This is a genomic window from Streptomyces pyxinicus (genome assembly GCF_024753135.1).
GTDB classification, from domain to species: Bacteria; Actinomycetota; Actinomycetes; order Streptomycetales; family Streptomycetaceae; genus Streptomyces; species Streptomyces pyxinicus.
Map to the genome: position 1 here is coordinate 1 of NZ_JANUGP010000010.1, position 23,702 is coordinate 23,702.

General features: G+C 73.7%; 23 protein-coding genes, 2 pseudogenes and 1 riboswitch. Of the genes and pseudogenes, 16 read left to right on the forward strand and 9 right to left on the reverse strand.

The annotated features are described in order from the left end of the window. A partial coding sequence (locus NX794_RS15470; protein WP_258779286.1) for a cbb3-type cytochrome c oxidase subunit I occupies positions 1–546 on the reverse strand: 546 nt, incomplete at its 3' end. Between the two features lie 49 nt (positions 547–595). Here NX794_RS15470 and NX794_RS15475 point away from each other — a divergent pair. Beyond that, positions 596–1,090 (forward strand): annotated as a pseudogene (locus tag NX794_RS15475) (RNA polymerase sigma factor); the annotation flags it as partial. Positions 1,091–1,448: 358 nt separating this feature from the next. Next, complete coding sequence (locus tag NX794_RS15480) at positions 1,449–2,543, forward strand: CU044_5270 family protein (protein ID WP_258779116.1); 1,095 nt, start codon at positions 1,449–1,451, stop codon at positions 2,541–2,543. 3 nt (positions 2,544–2,546) lie between these two features. Here NX794_RS15480 and NX794_RS15485 read toward each other — a convergent pair whose 3' ends face one another. The 3 genes from NX794_RS15485 to NX794_RS15495 form a co-directional block, all read right to left on the reverse strand. Continuing rightward, on the reverse strand, positions 2,547–3,395 hold the full coding sequence (locus NX794_RS15485) for a bifunctional 5,10-methylenetetrahydrofolate dehydrogenase/5,10-methenyltetrahydrofolate cyclohydrolase (protein ID WP_258779117.1): 849 nt from the start codon (positions 3,393–3,395) through the stop codon (positions 2,547–2,549). Positions 3,396–3,421: 26 nt separating this feature from the next. Further along, a riboswitch (ZMP/ZTP riboswitch) is annotated at positions 3,422–3,502 on the reverse strand. A 52-nt stretch (positions 3,503–3,554) separates the two neighbouring features. Further along, the gene (locus NX794_RS15490) at positions 3,555–3,809 is read right to left on the reverse strand and encodes a hypothetical protein (protein ID WP_258779118.1); all 255 of its coding nucleotides are present in this window, start codon (positions 3,807–3,809) and stop codon (positions 3,555–3,557) included. A 12-nt stretch (positions 3,810–3,821) separates the two neighbouring features. Next, a complete protein-coding gene (locus NX794_RS15495; protein ID WP_258779119.1) occupies positions 3,822–4,187 on the reverse strand; it encodes a nuclear transport factor 2 family protein in 366 nt (121 codons plus the stop codon). A 172-nt stretch (positions 4,188–4,359) separates the two neighbouring features. Between NX794_RS15495 and NX794_RS15500 the strand changes: the two genes are divergently transcribed. From NX794_RS15500 to NX794_RS15520, 5 genes are all read left to right on the forward strand, one after another. Beyond that, complete coding sequence (locus NX794_RS15500; protein ID WP_258779120.1) at positions 4,360–4,662, forward strand: hypothetical protein; 303 nt, start codon at positions 4,360–4,362, stop codon at positions 4,660–4,662. A gap of 200 nt (positions 4,663–4,862) precedes the next feature. Then, on the forward strand, positions 4,863–5,951 hold the full coding sequence (locus tag NX794_RS15505; RefSeq protein WP_258779121.1) for an S-(hydroxymethyl)mycothiol dehydrogenase: 1,089 nt from the start codon (positions 4,863–4,865) through the stop codon (positions 5,949–5,951). Next, positions 5,951–6,580, forward strand: a complete 630-nt coding sequence (locus NX794_RS15510; RefSeq protein ID WP_258779122.1) for an MBL fold metallo-hydrolase — start codon at positions 5,951–5,953, stop codon at positions 6,578–6,580. The genes NX794_RS15505 and NX794_RS15510 overlap by 1 nt, the downstream gene beginning before the upstream one ends. Before the next feature lie 57 nt (positions 6,581–6,637). Next, positions 6,638–7,006 carry a DUF4180 domain-containing protein gene (locus NX794_RS15515; RefSeq protein WP_258779123.1) on the forward strand — a complete coding sequence of 123 codons (369 nt, stop codon included), beginning with the start codon at positions 6,638–6,640 and terminating at the stop codon, positions 7,004–7,006. A 165-nt stretch (positions 7,007–7,171) separates the two neighbouring features. Then, positions 7,172–7,867, forward strand: a complete 696-nt coding sequence (locus NX794_RS15520) for a L,D-transpeptidase family protein (RefSeq protein ID WP_258779124.1) — start codon at positions 7,172–7,174, stop codon at positions 7,865–7,867. On the opposite strand, the pseudogene NX794_RS15525 reads toward NX794_RS15520, so the two are convergent. Further along, positions 7,843–8,094, reverse strand: a pseudogene (locus NX794_RS15525) (hypothetical protein); the annotation flags it as partial. The gene NX794_RS15520 and the pseudogene NX794_RS15525 overlap by 25 nt on opposite strands. A 130-nt stretch (positions 8,095–8,224) precedes the next feature. Here NX794_RS15525 and NX794_RS15530 point away from each other — a divergent pair. Then, the gene (locus NX794_RS15530) at positions 8,225–8,416 is read left to right on the forward strand and encodes a hypothetical protein (RefSeq protein WP_258779125.1); all 192 of its coding nucleotides are present in this window, start codon (positions 8,225–8,227) and stop codon (positions 8,414–8,416) included. 96 nt (positions 8,417–8,512) lie between these two features. On the opposite strand, the gene NX794_RS15535 is transcribed toward NX794_RS15530, so the two are convergent. Beyond that, positions 8,513–9,898: a S1 family peptidase gene (locus tag NX794_RS15535; RefSeq protein WP_258779126.1), complete on the reverse strand. Its 1,386-nt coding sequence runs from the start codon at positions 9,896–9,898 to the stop codon at positions 8,513–8,515. A 263-nt stretch (positions 9,899–10,161) separates the two neighbouring features. Here NX794_RS15535 and NX794_RS15540 point away from each other — a divergent pair, with 263 nt between their 5' ends. Then, positions 10,162–11,340: a MalY/PatB family protein gene (locus NX794_RS15540; RefSeq protein ID WP_258779127.1), complete on the forward strand. Its 1,179-nt coding sequence runs from the start codon at positions 10,162–10,164 to the stop codon at positions 11,338–11,340. A gap of 61 nt (positions 11,341–11,401) precedes the next feature. After that, the gene (locus NX794_RS15545) at positions 11,402–11,788 is read left to right on the forward strand and encodes a PPOX class F420-dependent oxidoreductase (protein WP_258779128.1); all 387 of its coding nucleotides are present in this window, start codon (positions 11,402–11,404) and stop codon (positions 11,786–11,788) included. A 35-nt stretch (positions 11,789–11,823) separates the two neighbouring features. Here NX794_RS15545 and NX794_RS15550 read toward each other — a convergent pair whose 3' ends face one another. The 3 genes from NX794_RS15550 to NX794_RS15560 all read right to left on the reverse strand — a co-directional run bounded on the left by NX794_RS15550 (position 11,824) and on the right by NX794_RS15560 (position 16,116). Next, complete coding sequence (locus tag NX794_RS15550; protein ID WP_258779129.1) at positions 11,824–14,586, reverse strand: dienelactone hydrolase family protein; 2,763 nt, start codon at positions 14,584–14,586, stop codon at positions 11,824–11,826. Between the two features lie 208 nt (positions 14,587–14,794). After that, positions 14,795–15,211, reverse strand: coding sequence for a Zn-ribbon domain-containing OB-fold protein (locus NX794_RS15555; protein ID WP_258779287.1), 417 nt, complete (start codon positions 15,209–15,211; stop codon positions 14,795–14,797). Positions 15,212–15,372: 161 nt separating this feature from the next. Further along, the gene (locus tag NX794_RS15560) at positions 15,373–16,116 is read right to left on the reverse strand and encodes a TetR/AcrR family transcriptional regulator (RefSeq protein WP_258779130.1); all 744 of its coding nucleotides are present in this window, start codon (positions 16,114–16,116) and stop codon (positions 15,373–15,375) included. Positions 16,117–16,302: 186 nt separating this feature from the next. Between NX794_RS15560 and NX794_RS15565 the strand changes: the two genes are divergently transcribed. The 6 genes from NX794_RS15565 to NX794_RS15590 all read left to right on the forward strand — a co-directional run bounded on the left by NX794_RS15565 (position 16,303) and on the right by NX794_RS15590 (position 23,598). Next, entirely contained in the window at positions 16,303–17,400 is a 1,098-nt protein-coding gene (locus NX794_RS15565; RefSeq protein ID WP_258779131.1) for a substrate-binding domain-containing protein, read from the forward strand. Between the two features lie 155 nt (positions 17,401–17,555). Next, on the forward strand, positions 17,556–18,866 hold the full coding sequence (locus tag NX794_RS15570; protein ID WP_258779132.1) for an ABC transporter substrate-binding protein: 1,311 nt from the start codon (positions 17,556–17,558) through the stop codon (positions 18,864–18,866). A gap of 243 nt (positions 18,867–19,109) precedes the next feature. Further along, positions 19,110–20,093 carry a carbohydrate ABC transporter permease gene (locus NX794_RS15575; protein ID WP_258779133.1) on the forward strand — a complete coding sequence of 328 codons (984 nt, stop codon included), beginning with the start codon at positions 19,110–19,112 and terminating at the stop codon, positions 20,091–20,093. Continuing rightward, positions 20,090–21,019, forward strand: coding sequence for a carbohydrate ABC transporter permease (locus NX794_RS15580; protein ID WP_258779134.1), 930 nt, complete (start codon positions 20,090–20,092; stop codon positions 21,017–21,019). Before NX794_RS15575 ends, NX794_RS15580 begins: the two co-directional genes overlap by 4 nt. Positions 21,020–21,078: 59 nt before the next feature. Beyond that, entirely contained in the window at positions 21,079–22,089 is a 1,011-nt protein-coding gene (locus tag NX794_RS15585; RefSeq protein WP_258779135.1) for a hydroxyacid dehydrogenase, read from the forward strand. A 42-nt stretch (positions 22,090–22,131) separates the two neighbouring features. After that, complete coding sequence (locus tag NX794_RS15590) at positions 22,132–23,598, forward strand: HAD-IA family hydrolase (protein ID WP_258779136.1); 1,467 nt, start codon at positions 22,132–22,134, stop codon at positions 23,596–23,598. Positions 23,599–23,702 lie beyond the last annotated feature (104 nt).

The window sequence follows — 23,702 nt, forward strand, 5'->3', positions numbered from 1 at the left end:
CGTGCCGAAGCCGGAGAAGGCCAGACCCATGATCCACATGTCGGCGCCGATACCCGGGCTGCGGACCGCGTCCGACAGCGGCGCGTACGCGAACCAGCCGAAGTCCGCCGCACCCTGCGGGGTGAGGAAACCGCCGACCGCGATGAGCGAGCCGAACAGGTACAGCCAGTACGCCAGCATGTTCAGCCGCGGGAACGCCACGTCCGGCGCGCCGATCTGCAACGGCATGATCCAGTTCGCGAAACCGGCGAACAGCGGCGTCGCGAACATCAGCAGCATGATCGTGCCGTGCATCGTGAACGCCTGGTTGAACTGCTCGTTCGACATGATCTGCAGGCCCGGACGGGCCAGCTCGGCGCGCATCAGCAGCGCCATCACACCACCGATCAGGAAGAACGCGAACGCTGTGACCAAATAGAGCGTCCCGATCGTCTTGTGGTCGGTGGTGGTGAGCCACTGCACGGCCCTGGTGTCTCTGATCCTCTTCACGCCCCGCCTGTGTCCGCGCCGACGCGGCAGATCACACTCGGACGAGGCGACGAACATCACCGGAGAAGGGTGTGACGATCCGGGAAGTGCCGGACACGAACCGAACATGAGCAACGACGAGATCTTCGCCGCTGCCTATCGCGAGCACTACTGGGCGGTCAGCCGCTATGTCGCGAGGCGACTTCAGGGGCGGACCGGCGAGGTGGAGGAAGTGGTGGCGGAGGTGTTCACCGTGGCCTGGCGCCGCCGTGGCGACCTGCCGGAGGCACCGCTGCCGTGGCTGTACGGGGTGGCCCGCAACTGCCTGGCGAACGCGGTACGCGGCTTCGGGCGGCGGCGCCGGCTGGTGGACCGGATAGGCAACGACGAGGCCGCGCACGGCCGGCACATCGTGGCCAGCCCCGACACCGAGGCGCCCGGCGCCTGGGTGCACGAGGCGCTCGACCGGCTCTCCCCGGCCGACCGCGAGGTACTGCGCCTCGCGGCCTGGGAGGAACTGGGCACCGAGGAGATCGCGGTCGTCCTCGGCTGCGGCAGCCGCGCGGCGGCCATGCGCCTGCACCGCGCCCGCCACCGCCTGCGCACCGAGATCGACCGCCTGCACCGGGCGGCACGGGGACCGGTCCCCGGCAATGACCCGGCCCCCGGCACCGGCCCGGCACGATCCGCCGCCGCGACCGACGGCCCGCACCCGGCATCCCAGGGCCCGGCCCCCGGCACACACCCCACGCCGCCCCCGGCCGGCCCGGTCGCGCCCCCGACGGGTGGAGAGGCTCCGCGCCCCGGACAGCCGCGCGGGCCGCACGCCGGGCCCCCGGAGGACAAGGCGCCCCCCGCACCCGGCCCCCGCCCCGCGAACCCTCGGCCGCCCGGCCAGGAACACCGGCGACCCGCCTCGCCGGCCGGTACCGCCCCGCTCCCGTCCACCCCCGGCGCACGCCCCCGCAAGGACCTCCGCCATGCCTGACGAACTCGACCTCCTGCGCCGGGCCAACCCGGTACCGGCCGACGCGCCGCACTTCGGGGACGGTCCCCTGGACCCGCACGCGGAACGGCACCTCGACCGGCTCCTGCACCACACGCCCCCACCGCGCCGCTTCCGGCTGCCGCGCCGTACCGCGCCGTACCGGACTCCGCGCGAGACGCCCGCACCGCGCCGCCTCGCCCGCCTCCGCACCCGGACCGGCATCCCGCTGCCGCGCCCCCGCCCGGCGTGGGCCCTCGCCGCCGCCGGTGCCGTCCTCGCGGCCACCCTCACCGCGGTGCTCGTCGGCCCCGGCACCCAGCCCGCGCTGGCCGCGCCCCGGCCGCTGACCGTGCGCGTCCACTCCACGCCCGTACCGCTCGCGCGCATGGCGGAACTGGCCGCCGCGGCGGCCCAGGACGGCTCCCCGCGCTTGCGCAAGGGCACCCATGTGCAGTCCTGGAGCCTCGGCATGGCGGACGGCGAACCCCCGGTCACCCTGCCCGAGGAACGAGTCGTGCGGTGGCGGGCCGACGCCGGCGGCACCGAGGTCGTGGTGGCCACCGACCCGCGGCACCCGGGCCGCCCCGTCCTCACCGACACGGCCCTCGACCCGCACGTCGTGGCGGACGGCCAGGTGATCAGCCGCACCACCTACCCGCCGAGCTGGAGCGACGCGCCGCCCGCGGCGACCCCGCCGCACACCCCGGCCGCCCTCCGTACCTACCTCGGCGAGACCGTCCAGCCCGGCCGCCGTACCCCCGCCCGCACCCTGTCCACCGACGAACTCCTCGACGGCGTCGACCAGTTGCTGGACCACTGGACGCTCGGCGCCCGTGAGTCCGCCGCGCTGGTCCGGCTCCTGGCCGACAGCGGCGGCCTGCGCCCGCTGGGGGAGGTCACCGACCGGCTCGGGCGCCGGGGAGAGGCCTACGCGCACCAGGGCGGGGACGGTCACGGCCGGCGCATGCTGATCCTCGACCCCCGCACCGGCGCCGTCCTCGGCATGGAGACGACCTTCACCCGGGACGACCCGCGCTACGGGGTGAAGGCCGGCGACGTCATGGAGTACAAGGCCTGGATGCGCTGAGCCCTACGCGCCGAGCTGCCGGGCGGCGGCGTCGACGGTCTGCTCCAGCAGCGTGGCGATCGTCATCGGACCGACCCCGCCCGGCACCGGCGTGATCAGCGACGCCCGCTCCACCGCCGAGTCGAAGTCGACGTCACCGACGTTCCCCGGGTTGTACCCGGCGTCGATCACGACCGCGCCGGGCTTGATGTCCTGCCCGCGGATCAGCCGCGGCCGGCCCACGGCGGCCACGACGATGTCGGCCTCGCGGACCGCGGCCGACAGGTCCCGGGTGCGCGAGTGGCAGTAGGTCACCGTCGCGTCCCGCGCCAGCAGCAGCATCCCCACCGGCTTGCCCAGGATCGCGCTGCGGCCGACGACCACCGCCCGCTTCCCGGCGGGGTCGACGCCGTACTCGTCCAGCAGCCGCAGGATGCCGCCGGGCGTGCAGGACACGAAGCCCGGCAGACCGAAGCTCATCGTGGCGAACGAGGCGAAGGTGACCCCGTCGACGTCCTTCTCCGGCGCGATCGCCTCGAACGCGGCCCGCTCGTCGACATGGTCGCCCACCGGGTGCTGGAGCAGGATGCCGTGCACGCCCGGATCGGCCGACAACTCACGCAGAATACCGACGAGTTCGGCGGTGGTCGTGGTCGCGGGCAGGGCCACGTGCCGGGACGCGACGCCCGCCCGGCGGCAGCGGTTCTGCTTCATGCGGACATAGGTCACGGACGCCGGGTCCTCGCCGACCAGCACGGTCGCCAGACACGGCGCGCCGCCGGTGCGCGCGGTGAGATCGGCGGCCTTCCTCGCGGCGTCCTCGACAACGCGGCGGGCAAGGGCGGTGCCGTCCATGAGACGGGCCTGGGCCATGCTGCACACTCCTGGGCTGGATCGACTCTCCTCGCCCAGGCGCGCGGCATCCGACCCGGGCCGCTCCCCGGTGGTACTCCACCTCAGCGCCAGTCACGACCCGGGACCAGCGTAACCGAGAGCGGCTACGAGGCCCCTGCCCGTCCCCGACAGGCCCGCTCACCGGAACCGGGCGCGCCGGCCGGTACGCAGCGCGCGCGCCGGCGCCCGGCGCCCCCGCACCGCGCGCAGCACCGACCGCAGCAGGGCCGCCGAGCACAGCAGTGTCACGGTCACCGGCGGGGCGGTCGCGGGGACCGGTGGGCGCCCTCGGCGTGCCGGCCGCGCCTTCCCCGCCGCCGCCCGGGCGGAGAAGGTCCAGGTCATCCGGGAGGTGACCTGGACCCGCGCGATCCTCCTGGAACCGCCTGACATGCCCGGGAATCCCTACTCGTCCCAGGCCTGGATGATCAGCTGTTCGGTGATCTTGCCGTCCCGCAGGACGACCATCGACTCGGCGAGCACCCGGGTGCCGTCCGCGTACTCGCAGGCCTCGCTGAACGCGGCACGGTCGCCCTCCACGACGCACTGCTCCAGCTTGTGCGTCATGTCGCGGCCGTAGATGTCGTCCAGCATCTCGGCGATCTGACCCCGCCCGCGCAGCACGGTGGGGTGACTCGGCTGGTTCGCGTGGTCGACGACACGGATCTCGGCGTCGTCGGCGTAGAGCGCCAACAGCGTGTTCCCGGTGTTCCCTTCTATGCCCCGGCGCAGCGTCTCGGCGTCGAAGGCGGAGCCTGTCGCGGTGCCCATGGTGACCTCCTTCAGGCGCCCGCGGCCCGGCGGGGAGCGGGCCGCCCGGGCCCCACCTCCGAGCGTCCTCCGGCCCGGCGGCCTCGGCAAGCGCAGGCCGCGTGCTCCGCCTCACGAGTGAGCGCGGCCGGCCGCCCGTGTCCGGCCGGGCCCCGCCGGCGTTGCTGAGGGCATGATCTCAACACGACGCATCGCGGCCGCCGTCGGCCTCGCCGCCGGTATCGCCGGCCTCGCCGCACCGGCGGCGAACGCGGCCGACTTCGACCACTCGCTCGTCGGGAAGCTCGGCGCGATGAGCACGCTGGACTCGCTGCCCGGCACCGGCATCCCCGCACCGCAGAAGGACCGGATCCCGCGGCTCTCCCAGCAGCTGGACTCCGTCAAGCACCTCAAGGAACTCAACCAGCTGAACCAGCTGGAGCAGGTCCTCGCCCCCGTGGCGCCCGTGCTGGGGCTGCTCGGCGGCATCCACTGAGCCCACCCCCCCGGCACCGAGGGCCGCCCCCGCCGGGGCGGCCCTCCGGCCTGCCCGGCACGAAGAGCGAAGGACGCCGGGACAGTTCGACGCCGCGCCGCGCACCGTGCGGACCGGCGGTCACCGTCGTGGCCCGTGCGGGCATCGATCGGTCGCGCGTAGGGTCGGTGGTGAACGCAACCGATGGAAGGGACCAGGCCATGGCGCAGGAAGTTCGCGGCGTGATCGCACCGGGGAAGGACGAGCCCGTACGGGTCGAGACGATCGTGGTGCCGGACCCGGGGCCCGGTGAGGCCGTCGTCCGTGTCCAGGCCTGCGGTGTCTGCCACACCGACCTCCACTACAAGCAGGGCGGCATCTCCGACGACTTCCCCTTCCTGCTCGGCCACGAGGCCGCCGGTGTGGTCGAGTCGGTCGGCGAGGGCGTCACCGAGGTCGCGCCCGGTGACTTCGTGATCCTCAACTGGCGTGCCGTGTGCGGCAACTGCCGGGCGTGTCTGCGCGGCCGCCCCTGGTACTGCTTCAACACCCACAACGCCGAGCAGAAGATGACCCTCGCCGCGACCGGACAGGAGCTGTCCCCGGCGCTCGGCATCGGCGCGTTCGCCGAGAAGACCCTGGTGGCCGCCGGCCAGTGCACCAAGGTCGCCCCGTCCGTCTCGCCGGCGGTCGCGGGCCTCCTCGGCTGCGGCGTGATGGCCGGCATCGGCGCCGCCATCAACACCGGCAACGTCGGCCGCGGCGACAGCGTCGCCGTCATCGGCTGCGGCGGCGTCGGCGACGCGGCCATCGCCGGGGCGAACCTGGCGGGCGCGGCGCGGATCATCGCCGTGGACATCGACGACCGCAAGCTGGACACCGCCCGCACCCTGGGCGCCACCCACACCGTCAACGCGAAGCGGACCGACCCGGTCGAGGCGGTCCGCGAGCTGACCGGCGGCTTCGGCGCCGACGTCGTCATCGAGGCCGTCGGCCGGCCCGAGACCTACCAACAGGCCTTCTACGCCCGCGATCTCGCCGGCACCGTCGTCCTCGTCGGCGTCCCCACCCCCGAGATGAAGCTCGAACTGCCGCTGCTGGACGTCTTCGGCCGCGGCGGCGCCCTCAAGTCCTCCTGGTACGGCGACTGCCTGCCCAGCCGGGACTTCCCCCTGCTGATCGACCTGCACCTCCAGGGCCGGCTGCCGCTCGACGCGTTCGTCACCGAGACCATCCAACTGGACGAGGTGGAGAAGGCGTTCGCGCGGATGCACCAGGGCGACGTGCTGCGTTCGGTGGTGGTGCTGTGATGACCACGCGCATCGAACGCCTCGTCACCTCCGGCCAGTTCACCCTCGACGGCGGCACCTGGGACGTCGACAACAACGTGTGGATCGTCGGCGACGAACGCGAGGCCGTCGTCATCGACGCGGCCCACGACGCCCGGGCCATCGCCGAGGCGCTGGGCGACCGCCGGCTCACCGCGATCATCTGCACCCACGCCCACAACGACCACATCGACGCCGCCCCCGCCCTCGCCGACCTCACCGGCGCGGTCATCTGGCTGCACCCCGACGACCTGCCGCTGTGGAAGATGACCCACCCGGACCGCGACCCCGACCGGCTCCTGACCGACGGGCAGGTCATCGAGGCGGCCGGCGCCGACCTCACCGTCCTGCACACCCCGGGGCACGCCCCCGGCGCGGTGTGCCTGCACGACCCCGGGCTCGGTGCCGTCTTCACCGGCGACACCCTCTTCCAGGGCGGCCCGGGCGCGACCGGACGCTCCTACTCCCACTTCCCGACGATCATCGACTCCATCCGCGACCGCCTGCTCACGCTGCCGCCGGAGACGAAGGTCCTCACCGGCCACGGCGACCCCACCACCATCGGCGCCGAGGCACCCCACCTCCAGGAGTGGCTGGACCGCGGCCACTGACACACCCCGGCATATTTCGGGGGCGGGCCCCTGAGGCCCGCCCCTAGGATCCCGGTCATGACGACCGACACCCTCCTGACCCTGCACGGCACCCGCGTCCTGCGCTGCGCCCCCGAGGGCCCCCCGCTGGACGGCGAGCGCGCGGCCCTGGACCTGATCGGCGACGCCATGGGGCACGACGCCCAGCTGGTCGCCCTTCCCGTGCGGCGGGTCGCCGACGACTTCTTCCGGCTGCGCTCGGGGGTCGCCGGCGCGGCCGTCCAGAAGTTCGCCACCTACCGGCTCCGCCTCGCCGTGATCGGGGACATCTCCCGCCACGTCGCCGAGAGCGCCGCCCTGCGCGACTTCGTGTACGAGTCCAACCAAGGGGCCCAGCTCTGGTTCCTCACCGACCTCACGGAGCTGGACGAGCGGCTGGCCGGGTAGGGCCCGATCCACGCGATGCCGAAGTTAACCGTTTCGTCACAGCCTGGCCGGAAACACAACCCCGGACCGGCCGGACAGGTCTAGCTCTCCGAGGCCGCGGGAAACCGCGCACGAAGGACCCGGGGAGGCCCCCTGGGAAAAAGGGGAGAAGGAGACATGTCCGGCATGCGGGACATACGTAGACGAGGTGTCGTCGCGCTCGGCGTGACGGGACTGGTGACACCGCTGGCGCTCGCCCTCACCACGGCACCGGCCCAGGCCGCGAGCTGTACGACGCAGGCGGGGCCGTACCAGAAGCAGGTGGAGAAGTTCCTGGGCCGCCCGGTCGACGGCAGGCAGTCCGCCGCCGACTGCAAGGCCGTCCAGGCCTTCCAGAACAAGCACGGCATCACGCCGAACATCGGCTACGCCGGGTCGGTCACCTGGGGCGTGATGGACCTCATGAACAAGCAGAAGGCCGTCGGGAACAAGCCGAACAAGGACGGCAAGTGCCCCGTGAACAAGGGCCGCATCACCTGCGTGAACCTCACGCTCCAGCTGAGCTGGATCCAGGACGGCAAGAAGCTGGTCTACGGCCCCGTCCCGGTGCGCACCGGCCGGGACGGCTACGAGACCCGCACCGGGCTGAAGAAGATCTACTGGCGCGACATCGACCACGTCTCCAACCTGTACGACGTGCCGATGCCCTACAGCCAGTTCTTCAACGGCGGCCAGGCCTTCCACTCGGTCGGCCTGAGCATGTGGAACCCGCCCGGCTCGCACGGCTGCGTCAACATGACCCCGACGACCGCCAAGAAGTACTGGTCGCTGCTGAAGAACGGCGACGACGTCTACGTCTACGGCCGCAAGCCCGGCACCTGAGCCTCGGCGCCCGGGCGCGTCCCCGAAGCCGGGATCGCCGGCCGCCGTCCGCCCTGCCGCGCCGACTCGTGCGCGACGACGCCCGGCAGGGTGCGGCGGGCGGCCACCCCCGCGTCCACCGGCGGCGGGGTGCGCGTGTCGACCGCGGTGACGAAGCCGTCCGCCGGGAAGCGGTGACCGCCCTCGTGCCCGGCAGGCAGCCGGCCGGACTCCCGCGGCCGCTTCGCCGTGCCGCAGTTCCGAGGCTTTGGAAACCGAACTCCCGTGGGGGCTTGACAGATTGACGTGATGAGTAACACGGTCCGAAATGTCCGTATCGCTCCTACTTGCTCACAGCGCCTTCACCTCGGTCGGCATATGCTTCACAGCATGTCCACCACTGTTGCAACCGCCTCCGAGCGATCGGCCGCGGAGGTCAACGAGGAGATCCGGGCCCTGTGGCTCCGGTCGGGCGGGACACTGACCACCGAGCAGCGCGCGGAGTACCAGCGCCTCGTGCTGGAGTGGGCCGCAGCGGCCCCGGAGGCCGAGTCGCACCGCGCGGCCTGACCCACCGGCGCACCCCGCGCCGAACCGTCCCGGGCACCCGCGCGAGCACGGGTGCCCTTCTCGTGACCACCGTGGCGGAACGACCGCCGCCGTCCGTCAGCCCCACGTCGTCGAGTAGCGCCGCTGATACGCCTTGCGGTCCTGCTCGGCCCTGAGGTACCGGGTCGCGACCAGCGCGACCAGACTCCCCGCGATCACCAGCAGCCCCGGACCGACGTTCCGGGTGTCCGTCAGCCGTGCCAGCAGGGTGGTGCCGCCCCGAGCGGCATCTGACACCGGCGCCGCAGAGCCCGGCGAGGCCGAACCGGGGTCCGCCGCGCCGCCCGCCGAGGAGGCCGACGGCGCGGGGGAGCCGCCACCGGCGGCGCCACCCGTGGCCGGCGCCGCCGTGATGAGCCGCACACCCAGCGACGTCAGCGCCTTCGTCACCGGCTGGAAGAACGTCGTACCGCCCGCCGTGCAGTCCCCGCTGCCGCCCGAGGTGACGCCGAGCGCGACACCGTCGGAGAACAACGGGCCGCCGCTGTCGCCCGGTTCGGCGCACACGTCCGTCTCGATCAGCCCGGTGACCGTGCCCTCCGGGTAGTTGACGGTCGCGTTCAGCGCGGTGACCCGGCCGTCGTGCAGACCGCTGGTGCTGCCGCTGCGGAACACCCGCTGCCCCACCGTCGCCTCGCCGGCGCCGGTGATCCGCACGCCCTTGCCGCCGCCGAGCGCCACCACGTCCGCGCCCGCGCCGGCCTTGCCGGAGTCGTACGTCACGAGGGAGAAGTCGTTGCCCGGAAAGGCGCTGTCGACGGTGCTGCCGAGCTGCCGGTCGCCCTGGCCGTCGGCGAACCAGACGGAGCCCGTGGGTCCGCAGTGACCGGCCGTGAGGATGAAGTCCCGCCGCCCGTCGGTGACGTTGAACCCGGCCGAGCAGCGGCCGCCGGTCGACAGGATCGGCTGGGCACCGTTCAACCGCGTGCTGAAGGTGTCCTGAGTGCGCTCCATGTGCACGAACGAACCCGCGCGGACCCCGACCCGGGTCAGCGCGGACCAGTCGCCGGCGGACACCGTGCGGTCCGCCCGTACCACCACCCGGTTGGTGCGGTAGTCCACCGCCCACGCCGTCCCGGCGACCCGCGGCGCCGAACGCAGCGCGGCCGTGGCCGACTTCAGCTCGTTCATGCTGTGCGGGACCAGCTTCGCCACCGCCCCGGCCCGCCGGACCTCCCCGGCCGCCGCGGCGTCGGTCACCGCCACCACCGGCCGCCCGTCGGCGCCGGTCCACCTGCCCGCCGTCCGCGCCGTACCGAGCCGCGCCACCAGCGCGGCGCCCGCGTCACCACCGCGGCCGGCGGCGGCGAGCGGCCGGGCGGCGGCCGGCGGAGTCTCGCTCGCCATGGCCGCCTGGGCGACCATCGCACCCCCCAGCAGAAGTCCGCCGACCGCCGCCGACCGTGTCACCCGCCGGACGAGGCGTCGTCGTGCGTGCCGCATGCATGGCTCCCGAAGCCGACCCGGAGACGCGATGCCCGTCCGGGCACCGCCGGGCCCCCGGCTCGTCGAGGACCCACCCCTCCATACGGGGCCCGGCGCCTGGGTGTTCACCGGCCCCGGGGTCCCCCTGACACCGGTGGCTCGTGAGCAGGACACCGCCGCCCGCACCCGCCGCCGACCACACCCGCGAGACCCGCACCGGCCCGCCGTCCGCCCCCGTGTCCCCGTTCCCCCTCACTCCGCGGCCCCCTATCTTGAGCCGCATGACCAGCATCCCGCACGGCACACCCGGCCACCCGGATCCGCTGCGCGCCCTCGACCTGGCGCGGCTGCGGCGTCGTACGAGCATGAAATGGCGCACCTACCCCGAGGACGTGCTGCCCCTGTGGGTGGCCGAGATGGACGTACCGCTCGCCGAACCCGTCGTCCGCGCCGTCACCGACGCCCTCGCCCTCGGCGACACCGGGTACCCGGCCGGCACCGCCTACGCCGAGGCGCTCGCCGCCTTCGCCGCCGACCGCTGGGGCTGGTCCGGGATCGACATCGCCCGCACCGCGATCGTCCCGGACGTGATGCTCGGAGTGGTCGAGATGCTCAAACTGGTCACCGGGCCGGGCGATCCGGTCGTCGTCAACCCGCCCGTGTATCCGCCGTTCTTCGCGTTCCTCACCCACCTGGACCGCCGGGTGGTGGAGAACCCGCTCGACCCCGCCCTGCGCATCGACCCGGCCTCGCTGGAGGAGACCTTCCGGGAACTGACCGCCGACGGCGGGCGCGCCGCCTACCTGCTGTGCAGCCCGCACAACCCCGGCGGCACCGTGCACACCGCCGCCGAACTCGCCACCGTCGCGGCCCTCGCCGAGCGGTACGGCGTCCGGGTCGTCGCGGACGAGATCCACGCCCCGCTCGTCACCCCCGGCACCGCCTTCGTGCCGTACCTGAGCGTGCCCGGCGCCGAACGCGGCCTGTCCCTGATGTCCGCCAGCAAGGGCTGGAACCTGCCCGGGCTCAAGGCCGCCCTGGCCCTCGCCGGACCCGGGGCCCGCGCCGACCTGGACCGGCTGCCCGAGGAGGTCGGCCACGGACCCAGCCACCTCGGCGTCATCGCGCACACCGCCGCGCTGCGCGAGGCGACGGACTGGCTCGACGCGCTGCTGGCCGGACTCGACGCCAACCGCGCCCTGCTGAGCGACCTGCTCGCCGCCCACCTGCCCGCCGTCCGCCCCTACCCGGCCGAGGCCACCTACCTGGCCTGGCTCGACTGCCGCGCCCTCGGCGTCGGCGACGACCCGGCCGCCGCCTTCCTGGAACGCGGCCGGGTCGCCCTCAGCTCCGGCCTGCCCTTCGGCACCGGCGGCGCCGGCCACGCCCGCCTCAACCTCGCGACCACACCGGAGATCCTCACCGAGGGGGTGCGGCGGATGGCGGCGGCGGTGGCGTGACGGCCGGCGCCGGTCCGCGGCGGTCTGCCGGGACGGCGGGCGGCCTCCTACACTGCCGGACATGGACGACACGCGGCTCGACCGGCTCGGTTCCGGCAAGTACCTGCTGGTGACCAGTTACCGCAAGAACGGCACCCCCGTCGCGACCCCCGTCTGGGTGGTCCGCGACGGCGACGCCCTCGGGGTGTGGACGGCCGCGGGCAGCCACAAGGTCAAGCGGATCCGGCGCCGGCCCGACGTCCTCGTGGGCCCCTGTGACGTGCGCGGCAACCCCACCGGGGACCAGTCGCCGGCCCGCGCCGAGATCGCCGACGCGGCCACCACCGCCCGCTACCGCGCCCTCATCGCCCGCAAGTACGGCATCGTGGGCCGCCTCACGCTGCTCGGCAGCAGACTGCGGCGCGGCACGGCCGGCACGGTGGGCATCCGGGTGACCCTGGGAACCTGAGGGCCACCCGGACAGCGCCACCGGGACAGCGCGCGCTACGACGCGTTCGTCACTGACCCGGACAGCACCAGGCCGTCGGTCACCGGCTTGTTCGTCGCCATGTCGACCTGCTGGAACCGCACCGACTCCACGCCCTCACGCACCTGGTCCTTGACCGTGGGCAGGGTGACGTCGGCAGTGGTGCGGCCCGCCGGGACGTCCACCCACAGGTACAGCTCGTCCACCGCGGACAGCTTGCGCTCCGGGTCCGGCTTCACCCCGGCCGTGTCCCGCAGCCAGCGCGCCGAGACGTCCTTGGTGGACAGTTCCGCGCCCGTGACCGGCCTGGCCCGGAGCAGCGCGCCCATGTCGATGTCGACCGCCTCGGACAGCGTCACCCGCCACTTCAGCGTCTTGCCCTCGGCCACCCGGTCCGCGACCGGCGTCACCGTCATCCTCGGCGCGGGATCATCGTTGCGCACGGTGATCCCGCCCCGGTACGAACCGACGACCGCGCCGTGCACCGCCTTGGCGACGACGTCGTACGACACGTCGTTGCCGTAACGGGTGTTGCCCTTCACCTCGACCGGGATGTCCACACCCGCGCCGCCGGCGCGCACCGTGACCAGCCGGTCCTTCGTCGCGCCGGTGCTCGGGTCCAGCACGTAGAGACGCACCTGGCCGCTGCCGGAGCCGGTGACCCGGACGGGGACGTGGTAGGTGCGCACGCCGGAGTCGCCCTCGTCCACGGTGGTGCGGCCGAGGTCCACCCGCGGCGTCGCGGCCGTCCGCACCGCCGGGGTGCCGGCCCGCCAGCCCCAGGCGTCCATCAGCCAGGCCCGCCCGGAACCCGAACGCGGGGTCAGCGTCAGCGACGTGACGGACTTCAGGTCCAGCCCGGCACGGGTCGCGGCGGTCAGCGGCACCCGGAACTCGCGCGCCCAGTAGGACGCGGTCCGCTCACTGCCCGGCAGTCCGTCGGCGCGGATCCGGCCGAGCGTCGCCCGGTGTCCGGACGCGTCGGTCAGGTCCACGTCCAGCCGCGTGTTCGTCGAGTTCGGCGGTACGAACAGGCGCACCGCCAGCGAGGTGGCGCCGGACAGCGAGAGCGGTTTCGGCGCGGTCACCCGGGCCGGGGCCCCGGCGCGCGTCCAGTGCAGGGCGACGGCGTGCCGGCCGGCCTCCCGCTCGGTCTCCCACTGCGCGAAGTGCGGGGAGGCGCCCTTCGTCCCCTGGCCCAGGCAGGCCTTGGCCGGGCTCGGGTCGACCGCGTCGCACAGCTTGGCGCCGGTCACCGACACCCCGCCGTCCGGCAGGAACCCGGCACCCCGGCGGGCGCCCACCGCGTGGCTGAGGACCCGCGCCGGATCCGCCGACGGCGCCCGCTTGCCGGAACCGTCCAGCAGCGGCCGCACCCGGTCGTCCCCGGCCAGGAACAGCCGGGCCGCCGCCGCGATGTACGTGGAACCGGCCCGATGCTGCTGGTCGGCGGTCAGCCGGGTCGCCGCCCGCTTGCCGCACACCGGGTCCGGGTGGTGCGGGTCGTCGGAGAAGTCGTCCTCGGAAGGTGCCGCCGACTGGCCGGGCGTCCACTCGGAGTTGAAGAAGTTGTGGTTCGCGCCGAGCACGTACACGGCGCTGTGCAGCGCGCTGCCGCCGCCGGTCGCGCGCGTGCCGTCGACGTACGCCTCGCCCTGGAGGTCGGAGACGTCGCCGTCGCAGCCCGGCAGGATCGTCAGGGACGGCACGTCGGGCACCGGGTTCTGGCCGAAGGCGGTGGGGCCGATCAGGACGGTGCCGCGGACCTTCCAGCGGACCGGGCCGTGATAGCCGTCCTCGGCCGCGGGCGGCGGGTACAGGCTGTCCATCGCGGCCCGGCTGACGCCCTCGCCGCCGCGCGAGTGACCGACCAGCAGGACCTTGTCCAGATCGGCGCGCGGGGACTGCCGTACGAACGCCGGTGCCTTCTCGGGGTGCGCGGTCCAGTCCGCCCAGTCGGCCAGGTGCAGCCGCACCAGCGAGGAACGGGCCTGCGCGCCGCCGTCGTCGACGGCCCCGTCCTGGCCGTTGATGCCGTTCGCGGCGATCGACACGGTCAGGTAGCCCTGCGAGGCGAGGAGTTTCTGGTCGCGCAGATAACCGCGTTCGCTCGGCACCGGCTTGCTGCCGGCCGCGCAGGGCCAGTCACCGCCGGCTCCGCCGCCGTTCTGCTGGTAACAGGTGTAGTGCCGGCCGTGCAGGAAGAGGGCGAGCGGGCGCTTGCCGGCGGCGCCGACCGGGGCGACGACCACCCCGCGCATCTCCACGGGCTTCGGGAAGCCGGGCAGCCGCACCGACTTCAGGTCGTACGTCCCCGTCCTCGTGCGGTACGAACCGGGCTTGCCCGGGTCCACGCCGTTGGCCGGCAACGGGGCCGGCGGCCGGACCGCCGGCGCGGAGACGGTGGACTCCCGCGCGTCCAGCCGGCGTCCGCCGGACCAGACCTGGAGGCCGTGCAGCCGCTCCGGGTGCCGCGCGTCGACCGGCAGTCGGAAGGTGCGCCCGTCCCCGCCCTGCTCCGGGACGCCCAACAGCCGCCCGGCGGACCGGAATTCCACCCGGGCGTCACCCATCGGCACCGGGCGCGCCGAGCGCCACTCCAGCCGGGGTGCCGAACGCCCGTCGGTGAGCCGCCACCCGGGCGGCAGCGTCCCGCCGTCCGCGAGCGTCCTGCTGTGCGACGGTGGTGGCTGCTCCTGGGCGGCTGCCACCCCCGGGGACGCCCCCGCCACCGCGAGCAGCGCGGCGGCGGTCACCCCTATGTGCCGGGCACGGACCACTGTTCCTCCTCGAACCCCTTGCCGGGGCCTGCCCTCGGTGACGGGGAGGCCCTCGAACGAGGAGGAGGGAAGGAAGAGTCTGTGGGTTGCCTGTGGGGCGCGGGGGATCGATCACATCGGTGGCGCGAGCCGGCCGAGGCAACCCGGGCCGAGGGGTGCCGGCCGAGGCAACCCGGGCCGAGGGGTGGGGAATTGCCGGGCGCGGGCGTCAGGCCCAGGCGCGGTACGGCTCGTCCACCAACTGGAAGACCGGCTCGCCGCGCACCGGGTCCTTCGCCGTCGACAGGCACACCCGGTCGCCGCTGTGGATGCCGATCGGGGGACCCATCACCCGGCCCCGGACGACGAAACCCTCGGCCATCTCGACCAACGACACGTTGCGCGCCGCCGGGGTGTTGCGGTGCACCACGGACGAGTGGCGGACCGTGCCGACCCCCTCACTGCGCTCCGTGCGCAGCTCGCTGCCCTGGCACACCGGGCACAGCAGGCGGTGGAACATCGCCGTGCCGCACCAGGCGCAGCGCTGGAAGACGAGGGCGTCGGGGGAGTCGGCGGCGGCCGGTTCGAGAACACCCGCCGCCGAACCGGCCGCCGGATACGAGACGCTTGCTGAATGGTGGTACACGCTGGTCAACTCCCTGCGCTCGGCCGGAATCCCGCGCGCCCGGCGCGAACCGGGCACGCGTGCGCGGTAGCCGTGCCACCGTGCACGCCCGACAGCGTATGGCACTCAGTGTCACGCGTAAAGGCACTGCGTACCCCGAATCTGGCCGGTATCCCGCCAGGTCAGCCGCGGCCCAGCGCCGCCTCCCACTCCCGCACCACCTGCCACACCGGAGCGTCCCGGCGCGAGACGAGCACCACCACGTCGTCCGCGCGCCCGGCCCCCCACAGCGGCGCCGGACCGGAACCGCCGGCCCGCCCCGCGACCTCCGCCGGGCGCCCGAACGCCCGCTGCACGCACCCCAGCGCGTGGTCCACCGCCGCGCCCGCGTCGCCCGCGCCGTCCGACCTGAGCCAGGAGCGCAGCGCGTTGTTGTGCGCGGCGACGACCGCCGCCGCGATCACGTCCGCCCGCAGCGTCCCGTCGGGCTGCCCGGCGAACCACCCGCGCAGATACGCCGCGAGCGCGCGCTCGTAGCGCCACACCACGGACAGCTCGTAGGCACGCAGGCCCGGCACCTGCCTGGTCAGCCGGTAACGCTGCACCGAGAACGTCGGGTTCTCCGCGTACATGCCCAGCACCATCCGGGCCGCGTCGCACACCCGCCGCACCGGCTCGTGCTCCGCGCCGCTCGCCGCGAGGAAGGCGGTCATGTCGGCCAGGCAGCGCTCGTGGTCGGGGAAGACCACGTCCTCCTTGGACGGGAAGTAGCGGAAGAACGAGCGCCGCCCGACCCCCGCGAGGGCGACGATGTCGTCCACGGTGGTCTGCTCGTACCCGCGTTCCAGGAAGAGCCGGAAGGCCGCCGCGACCAGGGCGTCCCGCATCGGCGGCTTCGCGGCCGGCACCGCGCTGCTGGAGCTCATGGACGGGAACGTAGCACCCGGGCGCCACCCCTGACACTCAGTGCAGATGTATGCCGGATAGAGGGGAACTGAGTGCTGCGCTGGCCCCTGTCCGAACACAGGAGCGATCGAATTGATTGGAACCGATCGATACGATTGAGGGGCGTAGAGTAAAAGGCCTCGGACCACTGTGCCAGGGGGAACCCCATGCGACTGCACGTCGACCAGCGCCACGAGCGGGTGCTCGAACTCGTCCGCCGGCGGGGCAGCCTCCGCGTGGCCGAACTGGCGGCCGAACTCGGCGTCTCCGCCGTCACCCTGCGGCGCGACGTGGAGACCCTCGCGGCCCAGGGCCGGGTGCAGCGGCTGCACGGCGCGGTGGTCTGGCCCGGCGACACCGCCCCGGCCCCCGAGCGGCGCCCGCAGTCCGCCGAGGGCGCCGTGATCGGCATGATCGTGCCGACCACGGTCAGCATCTTCGCCGACATCGTGCGCGGCGCCCGCGAGGCCGTCGGCGCGCACGGCGGACGCCTGGTCCTCGGTGTCACCGGCTATGTCGACACCGAGGACTCCGTGCAGGCCGGACACCTCGTCGCGGGCGGCGCCCAGGGCCTGCTGGTGGCGCCCAGCTGGTTCGGCGGGGTGCCCGCCGACGGACAGGAGGAATGGCTGGTCGAGTGCGAGGTGCCCACCGTGCTGGTGGAACGCTCGGCGCCGCCCGGCAACCCGGCGGCCGGCCTCGACCGGGTGCGCACCGACCGCGCCCAGGGCGCCGCCCTCGCCGTCGGACACCTGGCCGCCCTCGGCCACCGCAGGATCACCGCCGTACTCCAGGAGGGCCCGCACGCCGACCGGATCAGCGCCGGCTTCCAGGCCGCCGTCCGCGCCCGCGGCATGGACGTCGACCAGGGCGCGCCGAGCGTGCGCGAACACGGCGACTACGACTCCTCCGTCGACTACCTGGTCCGCGCGGTCCGCGAACGCGGCGTCACCGCCGCCCTCGTGCACAGCGACGAGGACGCCATCGTGCTCGTGCCCCGGCTCCAGGCGCACGGCGTACGGGTCCCGGGCGACCTCGCGCTCATCGCCTACGACGACCAGGTCGCCGGACTCGCCGACGTCCCGCTCACCGCCGTCGCCCCGCCCACCCGCTCGGTCGGGGAACTCGCCGCGGGACTCCTGCTCCAGCGCCTCGCGGAGAAGGCGGCCGGACGGCGGCCCGGACCCCGGCAACACCTCGACCTGCTCCCGGAGTTGCGCATCCGCTCCTCCTGCGGCGGACGCGCGCCCGTCGACGCGTGCTGAGCCGGACCGCCCGCTCGGCAATAGGCCGCCCGGAAACCGATCGCTGCGCGATCGTTTTGATTATCTTGCGCGAACGCTCTTGACGTTCACCTGTCGTGCACAAAAGATGTCCTGCGACCGCCTCTTCCCGTACGAGGTCTCACAGGAGCCGTGCCATGACGCGTACGTCACGATCGTTCCGCACCCTCGCCGTCACCGCCGCCGCCACCGCGCTGGGGCTGCTCGCCACCGCCTGCGGCGGCGGTGACGGTGCGACGGACGCCGCCTCCGACGGCAAGCCGGTGACCCTCGACTACTGGACCTGGACCCTCGGCGCCAAGTCGACCGTCGACGCGTTCAACCGGACGCACAAGGACATCAAGATCCGGTTCACCGAGATACCGAGCGGCACCGAGGGCTACAGCAAGCTCGCCAACGCGGTGAAGGCGGGCAACGCGCCCGACGTGGCCACGATCGAGTACCAGATGGTCCCCGAGTTCGCCAGCCAGGGCAATCTGCTCGACCTCACCCGGTACGCGGGCGACACGGTCAGGACGAAGTTCCCCAAGTCCGTCCAGTCCCTGGTCACCTTCGGCGGACGCACCTGGACCGTCCCCTACGACCTGGCACCCCAGCTTCTCTACTACCGCACCGACCTCTTCAAGAAGTACGGCATCACCGTCCCCACGACCTGGGACGAGTTCCGGAAGGCCGCGGAGAAGGTCAAGAAGCAGGACGGCGGCGTCCGCCTCGCCTCCCTCCCGAAGAACGACCCCGCCCTGCTGGCCGCCCTGTCCTGGCAGGCCGGCGGCAAGTGGTTCGGCACCGAGGGCGACGCCTGGAAGACCGGCGTGGACGACACCCCCACCAAGAAGGTCACCGCCTACTGGGACGGCCTCGTCAAGGACGGCCTCGTGCAGACCTTCACCGGCTACAGCCCCGAGGAGACCAAGGCCCGCGCCCAGGGCAAGACGATCGCCTTCCTCGGCGCCTCCTGGTCGGCCGGCGGCATGAAGACCGCCCTGCCCGACCTCAAGGGCAAGTGGGCCGTCGCCCCCCTGCCCCACTGGGGCACCGCCGCCAGCGGCAACTACGGCGGCACCTCCTACGGCGTCCTCAAGGGCAGCGAACACGCCGAGGCCGCCACCGAGTTCATCACCTGGCTCACCACGAACAAGGCCGGCGTCGAAGCCCGCCTCGCCGACCTGGAGTCGCCCAGCAGCGCCCTGCCCGCCGACCCGGACATGCGCAAGGTCGCCGCCGCCGAGTTCGACACCGGCTACTTCGACGGGCAGGACCTGTACGGCCTCGCCTCGCGGCAGGCCGACACCATCGTCCCCGGCTGGACCTGGGGCCCCGACCAGATGGACGTCTACACCGCCATCCAGGACACCACCGCCAAGTCCGGCTTCACCGCCGGCGTCGAGGCGGGCGAGCGCAAGGCCGAGTCCGGCATCACCGACCGGGGCCTCAAGCTCGCCAACTGACCCCTTGAGGGGGGCGGTAGGGGAGGGCCCGGGTGCGGCACAACGAGGGAATGTGCCGCACCCGGCCGGACCACACCACACCCGGCACCCTCAACTCCAGGCCCAGAGACCTCAGTTCCTCATCCGGCACCCTCAGCTCCCCGCCCGGCACTTCCGATCGCCGCGCCCGCGCGAAGCCACCGCCGGTGCCGTCGCCCGCCCCGCCCCCCCCGACACGCCCACCCCCGACCCGAAGGAGCCGCAGTGGCAGCACCCTTGGCCCGGACCGCCGGACCCCCGGCCGGCCGCCGTACCCCGGACCGGCGGGTGCCGGGCGGACCCGGCGCCGCCACCCGGGCCGCACGCGGCCGGCGCCGGGCCGCCGCCGTGCTCATCACGCCCTTCTTCGCACTGTTCGCCGTCGTCATGATCGCCCCGATCGGCTACGCGCTCTGGATGAGCCTGTTCCAGGAACGGTCCTCCGGGCTCGGCTTCGGCGGCACCCGGCGCGTCTTCGCCGGACTCGGCAACTACACCGCCGCCCTCTCCGACGCCGGGTTCCGCGCCTCCTTCGCGCACATCGCGCTCTACTGCGCCCTCTACATCCCGGTGATGACCGGCGGCTCCCTCGCCCTCGCCCTGCTCGTCGACTCCGCGCTCGCCCGCGCCAAGCGGTTCTTCCAACTGGCCCTGTTCCTGCCGCACGCGATCCCCGGACTGATCGCCTCGATCATCTGGATCTACCTCTACACCCCGGGCCTCAGCCCCGTGCTCGACGGGATCCAGGCCGCGGGCGGCAGCTGGGACTTCTACGCCGGCGACCATGTACTGCTCTCCCTGGTCAACCTGTCCGCCTGGCAGTGGACCGGCTACAACATGGTCATCTTCTACGCGGCCCTGCAAGCCGTACCGCGCGAAGTGATAGAAGCGGCCGTCGTGGACGGAGCCGGCGCCCTGCGCACCGCGATCCAGATCAAGGTCCCGATGATCGCCTCCGCGGTCGTCATGACCGTCCTGTTCACCTGTGTCGGCGCGATCCAGATCTTCACCGAACCCAAGCTGCTCAACCAGCGCGGCGCACCTTCGATCGACACCGCCTGGTCGCCCACCCTGTTCATCTGGAAGGCGGGCTTCGTGCAGCACGACTACGGCCTCGCCGCGGCGGCCTCCCTGCTGCTCGCCGCGCTCGGCATCGCCCTCTCCTTCCTCGTCACCCGCCTCGGAAACCGCTGGAAGGCGGCGGCATGACCACCCTCACCCACCCCACCGACGCCCCCGCCCACGGGTCCGCCACCGAAGGCGACGGCGCCACCGCGACCGGCCGCCGGCGCGCCCCCGGCAGCGGCCTGCTCTCCAAGGCGGTCGTCAACGGAATCCTGGCCGTCGCGGCCTGCTACACCCTGCTGCCCGTCAGCTGGCTGCTGATCGCCGCCACCAAGAACCACCGCGACCTGTTCGCCACCTCCGGCTTCGCCCTCGGCGACATGAACCTCCTGGCCAACCTGCGCCACCTGTTCACGTTCGACGACGGCATCTTCCTGCGCTGGCTCGGCAACAGCGTCCTGTACTCCGTCGTCGGCTCCGCCCTCTCCAGTCTGATCTGCGTGGCCACCGGCTACGCCTTCGACAAGTACGACTTCCGGGGCAAGGAGAAGCTCTTCGGGCTCGTCCTCGGCGGCGTCCTGGTGCCGAGCACCGTCATCCAGCTGCCCATGTACCTGCTCGCCACCAAGGCCGGAGTCGTCAACACCTACTGGGCGCTGCTGCTGCCCGCCCTGGTCAACCCCTTCGGCGTCTACCTCGCCCGGGTCTTCTCCGAGGGCTACGTCCCGAACGAGGTGCTGGAGGCCGCCCGCGTCGACGGCGCCGGTGAGCTGGGCGCCTTCGCCCGCATCGGACTGCCCATGCTGGCACCCGGCTTCATGACGATCTTCCTGTTCTCGTTCACGGCCAGCTGGAACAATTTCTTCGGCGCGCTCGTCATGCTCAACGACGATCACCTCTACCCGGTCAACCTGGGCCTGTTCATGTGGAACAGCGTCACCCAGCAACAGCCCGAGTACTACGCGCTCGTGATCACCGGCTCGCTCGTGGCCGTCCTCCCGCTGATCGCCGCGTTCGTCTGCCTCCAGCGCTTCTGGCGCTCGGGCCTGACCGCCGGCGCGGTGAAGTGAAGGTGACCGTGACCCCGACACCCCCACCCACCCCCACCCGTCCCCGTACCGTCCTCGCCATGGGCGCCGACATCCACCGGGCCCTGCTCGCCGACGGCCACCTCGACCGGCTCCACACGGTCGCCCGCGTCGACACGGCCGCCCCGATCACCACGCTCACCGACACCGACACCGCAACCAGCCCGGGCACCGCCCCGGCGTCCGCCGCCCGGCTCGCCCACGCCGAAGTCCTGTTCACCCACTGGGGCGCGCCCCCGCTCACCGAGGCGGCCCTGCGCCGCATGCCCCGGCTGCGAGCCGTCGTCCACGCGGCCGGCTCCGTCAAGCACCATGTCACCGACGCCGTCTGGAAACGCGGCATCACCGTGTCCTCGGCGGCCGACGCCAACGCCGTCCCGGTCGCCGAATTCACCCTCGCCGCCGTCCTGTTCGCCGGCAAGCGGGTCTTCCACGTCGCCCGCGAGTACGCCCACACCCGCACCCCGCCCAGCCTCCTGCCGTACTACCGGGGCCACGGCAACTACCGGCGCACCGTCGGTGTCGTCGGCGCCTCCCGGGTCGGCCGCCGAGTCCTCGGCCTGCTGCGCCCCTTCGACCTGGACGTCCTGCTGCACGACCCCTACGTCGACCCGGCCGAGGCCCGGGCCCTGGGCGCCGAACCGGTCGGCCTGGACGAACTCGCCCGGCGCAGCGACACGGTCACCATCCACGCACCCCAACTCCCCGAGACCCGGCACATGTTCGACGACCGCAGGCTCACCCTGCTCAGGGACGGCGCGACCCTCGTCAACACCGCCCGGGGCTCCCTGGTCGACACCGACGCCCTCACCCGGCACCTGCTCACCGGCCGGCTGAACGCCGTACTCGACGTCACCGACCCCGACGTACCGCCCGCCGGCTCACCCCTCTACACCCTGCCGAACGTGCTGCTCACCCCGCACATCGCCGGCTCCCTCGGCAACGAACTGGGCCGGATGACCGACTGGGCCGTGGACGAGGTCGCCCGCTACGCCCGCGGCCTGCCCTTCGCCCACGCCGTCGGCCCCGAGGAACTGGGCCGCTCCGCCTGACCGCCCGACCGTCACCCTCGCCGGCCCGTGAAAGGGACCCCCATGCCCGCCCGCCGTGTCCTCGTCGTCGGCATCGACGGCGTACGCCTCGACACCCTGCGCCGTCTGCCCACCCCGCACCTCGACGCCCTCGCCGCCGCCGGGTTCCTCGCCCCGGTGCGGGTCGAGGAGGACACCCCCACCATGTCCGGCCCGTGCTGGGCGACCGTCGTCACCGGAGTGTCCGTCGCCAAACACGCCGTGTGGAGCAACGACTTCACCGGTCACCGCCTCGACGTCTTCCCCGACTTCGCCACCCGCCTCGACCAGCAGGACGGCCGCCGCACCTTCGTCGCCGCCGGCTGGCGCCCGCTGATGCTGCCGCGCGACGGCGGCCCCCTCTTCCGCGCCCCCTCCGCCACCGTCCACATCGCCCCGCGCGCCGACACCCCCGAGGCCTGGGAGGAGTGCGACGAGCGGATCACCGAGGCCGCCGCCCGCGCCCTCACCGAGGACGGCCCCGAGGCCGCCTTCGTCTACCTCGGCGCCCCCGACGAGACGGCGCACGTCCTCGGCTGCGGCGAGGCGTACGAGCGGTCGGTCGTCCGCGCCGACGCCCGCCTCGGCCGGCTGCTCGCCGCCGTCCGCGCCCGGCCCGGACACGCGGCGGAGGAGTGGACGTACCTGGTCGTCACCGACCACGGGCACGTCGACGCGGGCGGACACGGCGGCCGGACCGACGCCGAGCGCACCGCCTGGCTGGCCGCGGCCGGCCCCGGTATCGGCGCCGCGCCCGGCCGGGTCCGGCACGTCGACGTCGCCGCCCAGGTGTACGCCGCGCTGGGCCGCCACCCCGACCGGCACTGGACGCTCGACGGCCGCCCCTTCGCCGCCCGGCCGCACGCGGTGCTGCTCGACATGGACGGCACCCTCGTGGACACCGAGTCGCGGTGGCTGGACACCGTCCGCGCGACCGTGCCCGGTATCGGCGCCGACGACCTGCACACCGCCCTCGGCCGCTCCACCCCCGACACCGCCGCCCTCCTGCACCCCCTCGCCGGCACCGACCCCGACACCCTCGCCGCGCGCCTGGAGTCCCGGTTCCTCGACGCCGTACGACAGGAGACCGCCCTGCTCCCCGGAGTGCGTGAACTCTTCACACTGCTGGACGAGTTGAGCATCCCCACGGCCCTGGTGTCGGCGTCCTCGCGGCCCGTCGTGGACGCCGTGCTGAAGTTGCTCGCCGACGCCGGTGTCCCCGCCTTCGACGCCACCGTCACCGCGGGGGAGACCCGGCGCACCAAACCGCACGCCGACCCCTATCTGGCCGCCGCCCGTGCCCTCGGCGCCGACCCGGCGGCCTGCCTCGCCGTCGAGGACTCGCCCACCGGCGTGGCCGCCGCCGAGGCCGCCGGCTGCCGGGTGCTCGCCGTGCCGTCGTACCTGCCGGTCGAGCCGGGGCCCGGCCGGACGGTCCGGGACGGCCTCGGCGGCCTGACCGTCGAGGACCTGTGGGCCGCCGGCCTGTGACCACCGCGCCGGCAGCGGGCCGCGGGGGCGGTGGCGGCACCCCGCCCCCTGCGACGTAACCTTTCTCCCCTCACGCCGACGCCCGTCCGCCCAGGAGCCGCCGC

Excerpts from the sequence above, each read along its gene's own strand:
- NX794_RS15480 (WP_258779116.1), top strand. The coding sequence starts at position 1,449 with ATGCCTGACGAACTCGACCTCCTGCGCCGGGCCAACCCGGTACCGGCC.
- NX794_RS15485 (WP_258779117.1), bottom strand. The coding sequence starts at position 3,395 with ATGGCCCAGGCCCGTCTCATGGACGGCACCGCCCTTGCCCGCCGCGTT.
- NX794_RS15490 (WP_258779118.1), bottom strand. The coding sequence starts at position 3,809 with ATGTCAGGCGGTTCCAGGAGGATCGCGCGGGTCCAGGTCACCTCCCGG.
- NX794_RS15495 (WP_258779119.1), bottom strand. The coding sequence starts at position 4,187 with ATGGGCACCGCGACAGGCTCCGCCTTCGACGCCGAGACGCTGCGCCGG.
- NX794_RS15500 (WP_258779120.1), top strand. The coding sequence starts at position 4,360 with ATGATCTCAACACGACGCATCGCGGCCGCCGTCGGCCTCGCCGCCGGT.
- NX794_RS15505 (WP_258779121.1), top strand. The coding sequence starts at position 4,863 with ATGGCGCAGGAAGTTCGCGGCGTGATCGCACCGGGGAAGGACGAGCCC.
- NX794_RS15510 (WP_258779122.1), top strand. The coding sequence starts at position 5,951 with ATGACCACGCGCATCGAACGCCTCGTCACCTCCGGCCAGTTCACCCTC.
- NX794_RS15515 (WP_258779123.1), top strand. The coding sequence starts at position 6,638 with ATGACGACCGACACCCTCCTGACCCTGCACGGCACCCGCGTCCTGCGC.
- NX794_RS15520 (WP_258779124.1), top strand. The coding sequence starts at position 7,172 with ATGCGGGACATACGTAGACGAGGTGTCGTCGCGCTCGGCGTGACGGGA.
- NX794_RS15530 (WP_258779125.1), top strand. The coding sequence starts at position 8,225 with ATGCTTCACAGCATGTCCACCACTGTTGCAACCGCCTCCGAGCGATCG.
- NX794_RS15535 (WP_258779126.1), bottom strand. The coding sequence starts at position 9,898 with ATGCGGCACGCACGACGACGCCTCGTCCGGCGGGTGACACGGTCGGCG.
- NX794_RS15540 (WP_258779127.1), top strand. The coding sequence starts at position 10,162 with ATGACCAGCATCCCGCACGGCACACCCGGCCACCCGGATCCGCTGCGC.
- NX794_RS15545 (WP_258779128.1), top strand. The coding sequence starts at position 11,402 with ATGGACGACACGCGGCTCGACCGGCTCGGTTCCGGCAAGTACCTGCTG.
- NX794_RS15560 (WP_258779130.1), bottom strand. The coding sequence starts at position 16,116 with ATGAGCTCCAGCAGCGCGGTGCCGGCCGCGAAGCCGCCGATGCGGGAC.
- NX794_RS15565 (WP_258779131.1), top strand. The coding sequence starts at position 16,303 with ATGCGACTGCACGTCGACCAGCGCCACGAGCGGGTGCTCGAACTCGTC.
- NX794_RS15570 (WP_258779132.1), top strand. The coding sequence starts at position 17,556 with ATGACGCGTACGTCACGATCGTTCCGCACCCTCGCCGTCACCGCCGCC.
- NX794_RS15580 (WP_258779134.1), top strand. The coding sequence starts at position 20,090 with ATGACCACCCTCACCCACCCCACCGACGCCCCCGCCCACGGGTCCGCC.
- NX794_RS15585 (WP_258779135.1), top strand. The coding sequence starts at position 21,079 with ATGGGCGCCGACATCCACCGGGCCCTGCTCGCCGACGGCCACCTCGAC.
- NX794_RS15590 (WP_258779136.1), top strand. The coding sequence starts at position 22,132 with ATGCCCGCCCGCCGTGTCCTCGTCGTCGGCATCGACGGCGTACGCCTC.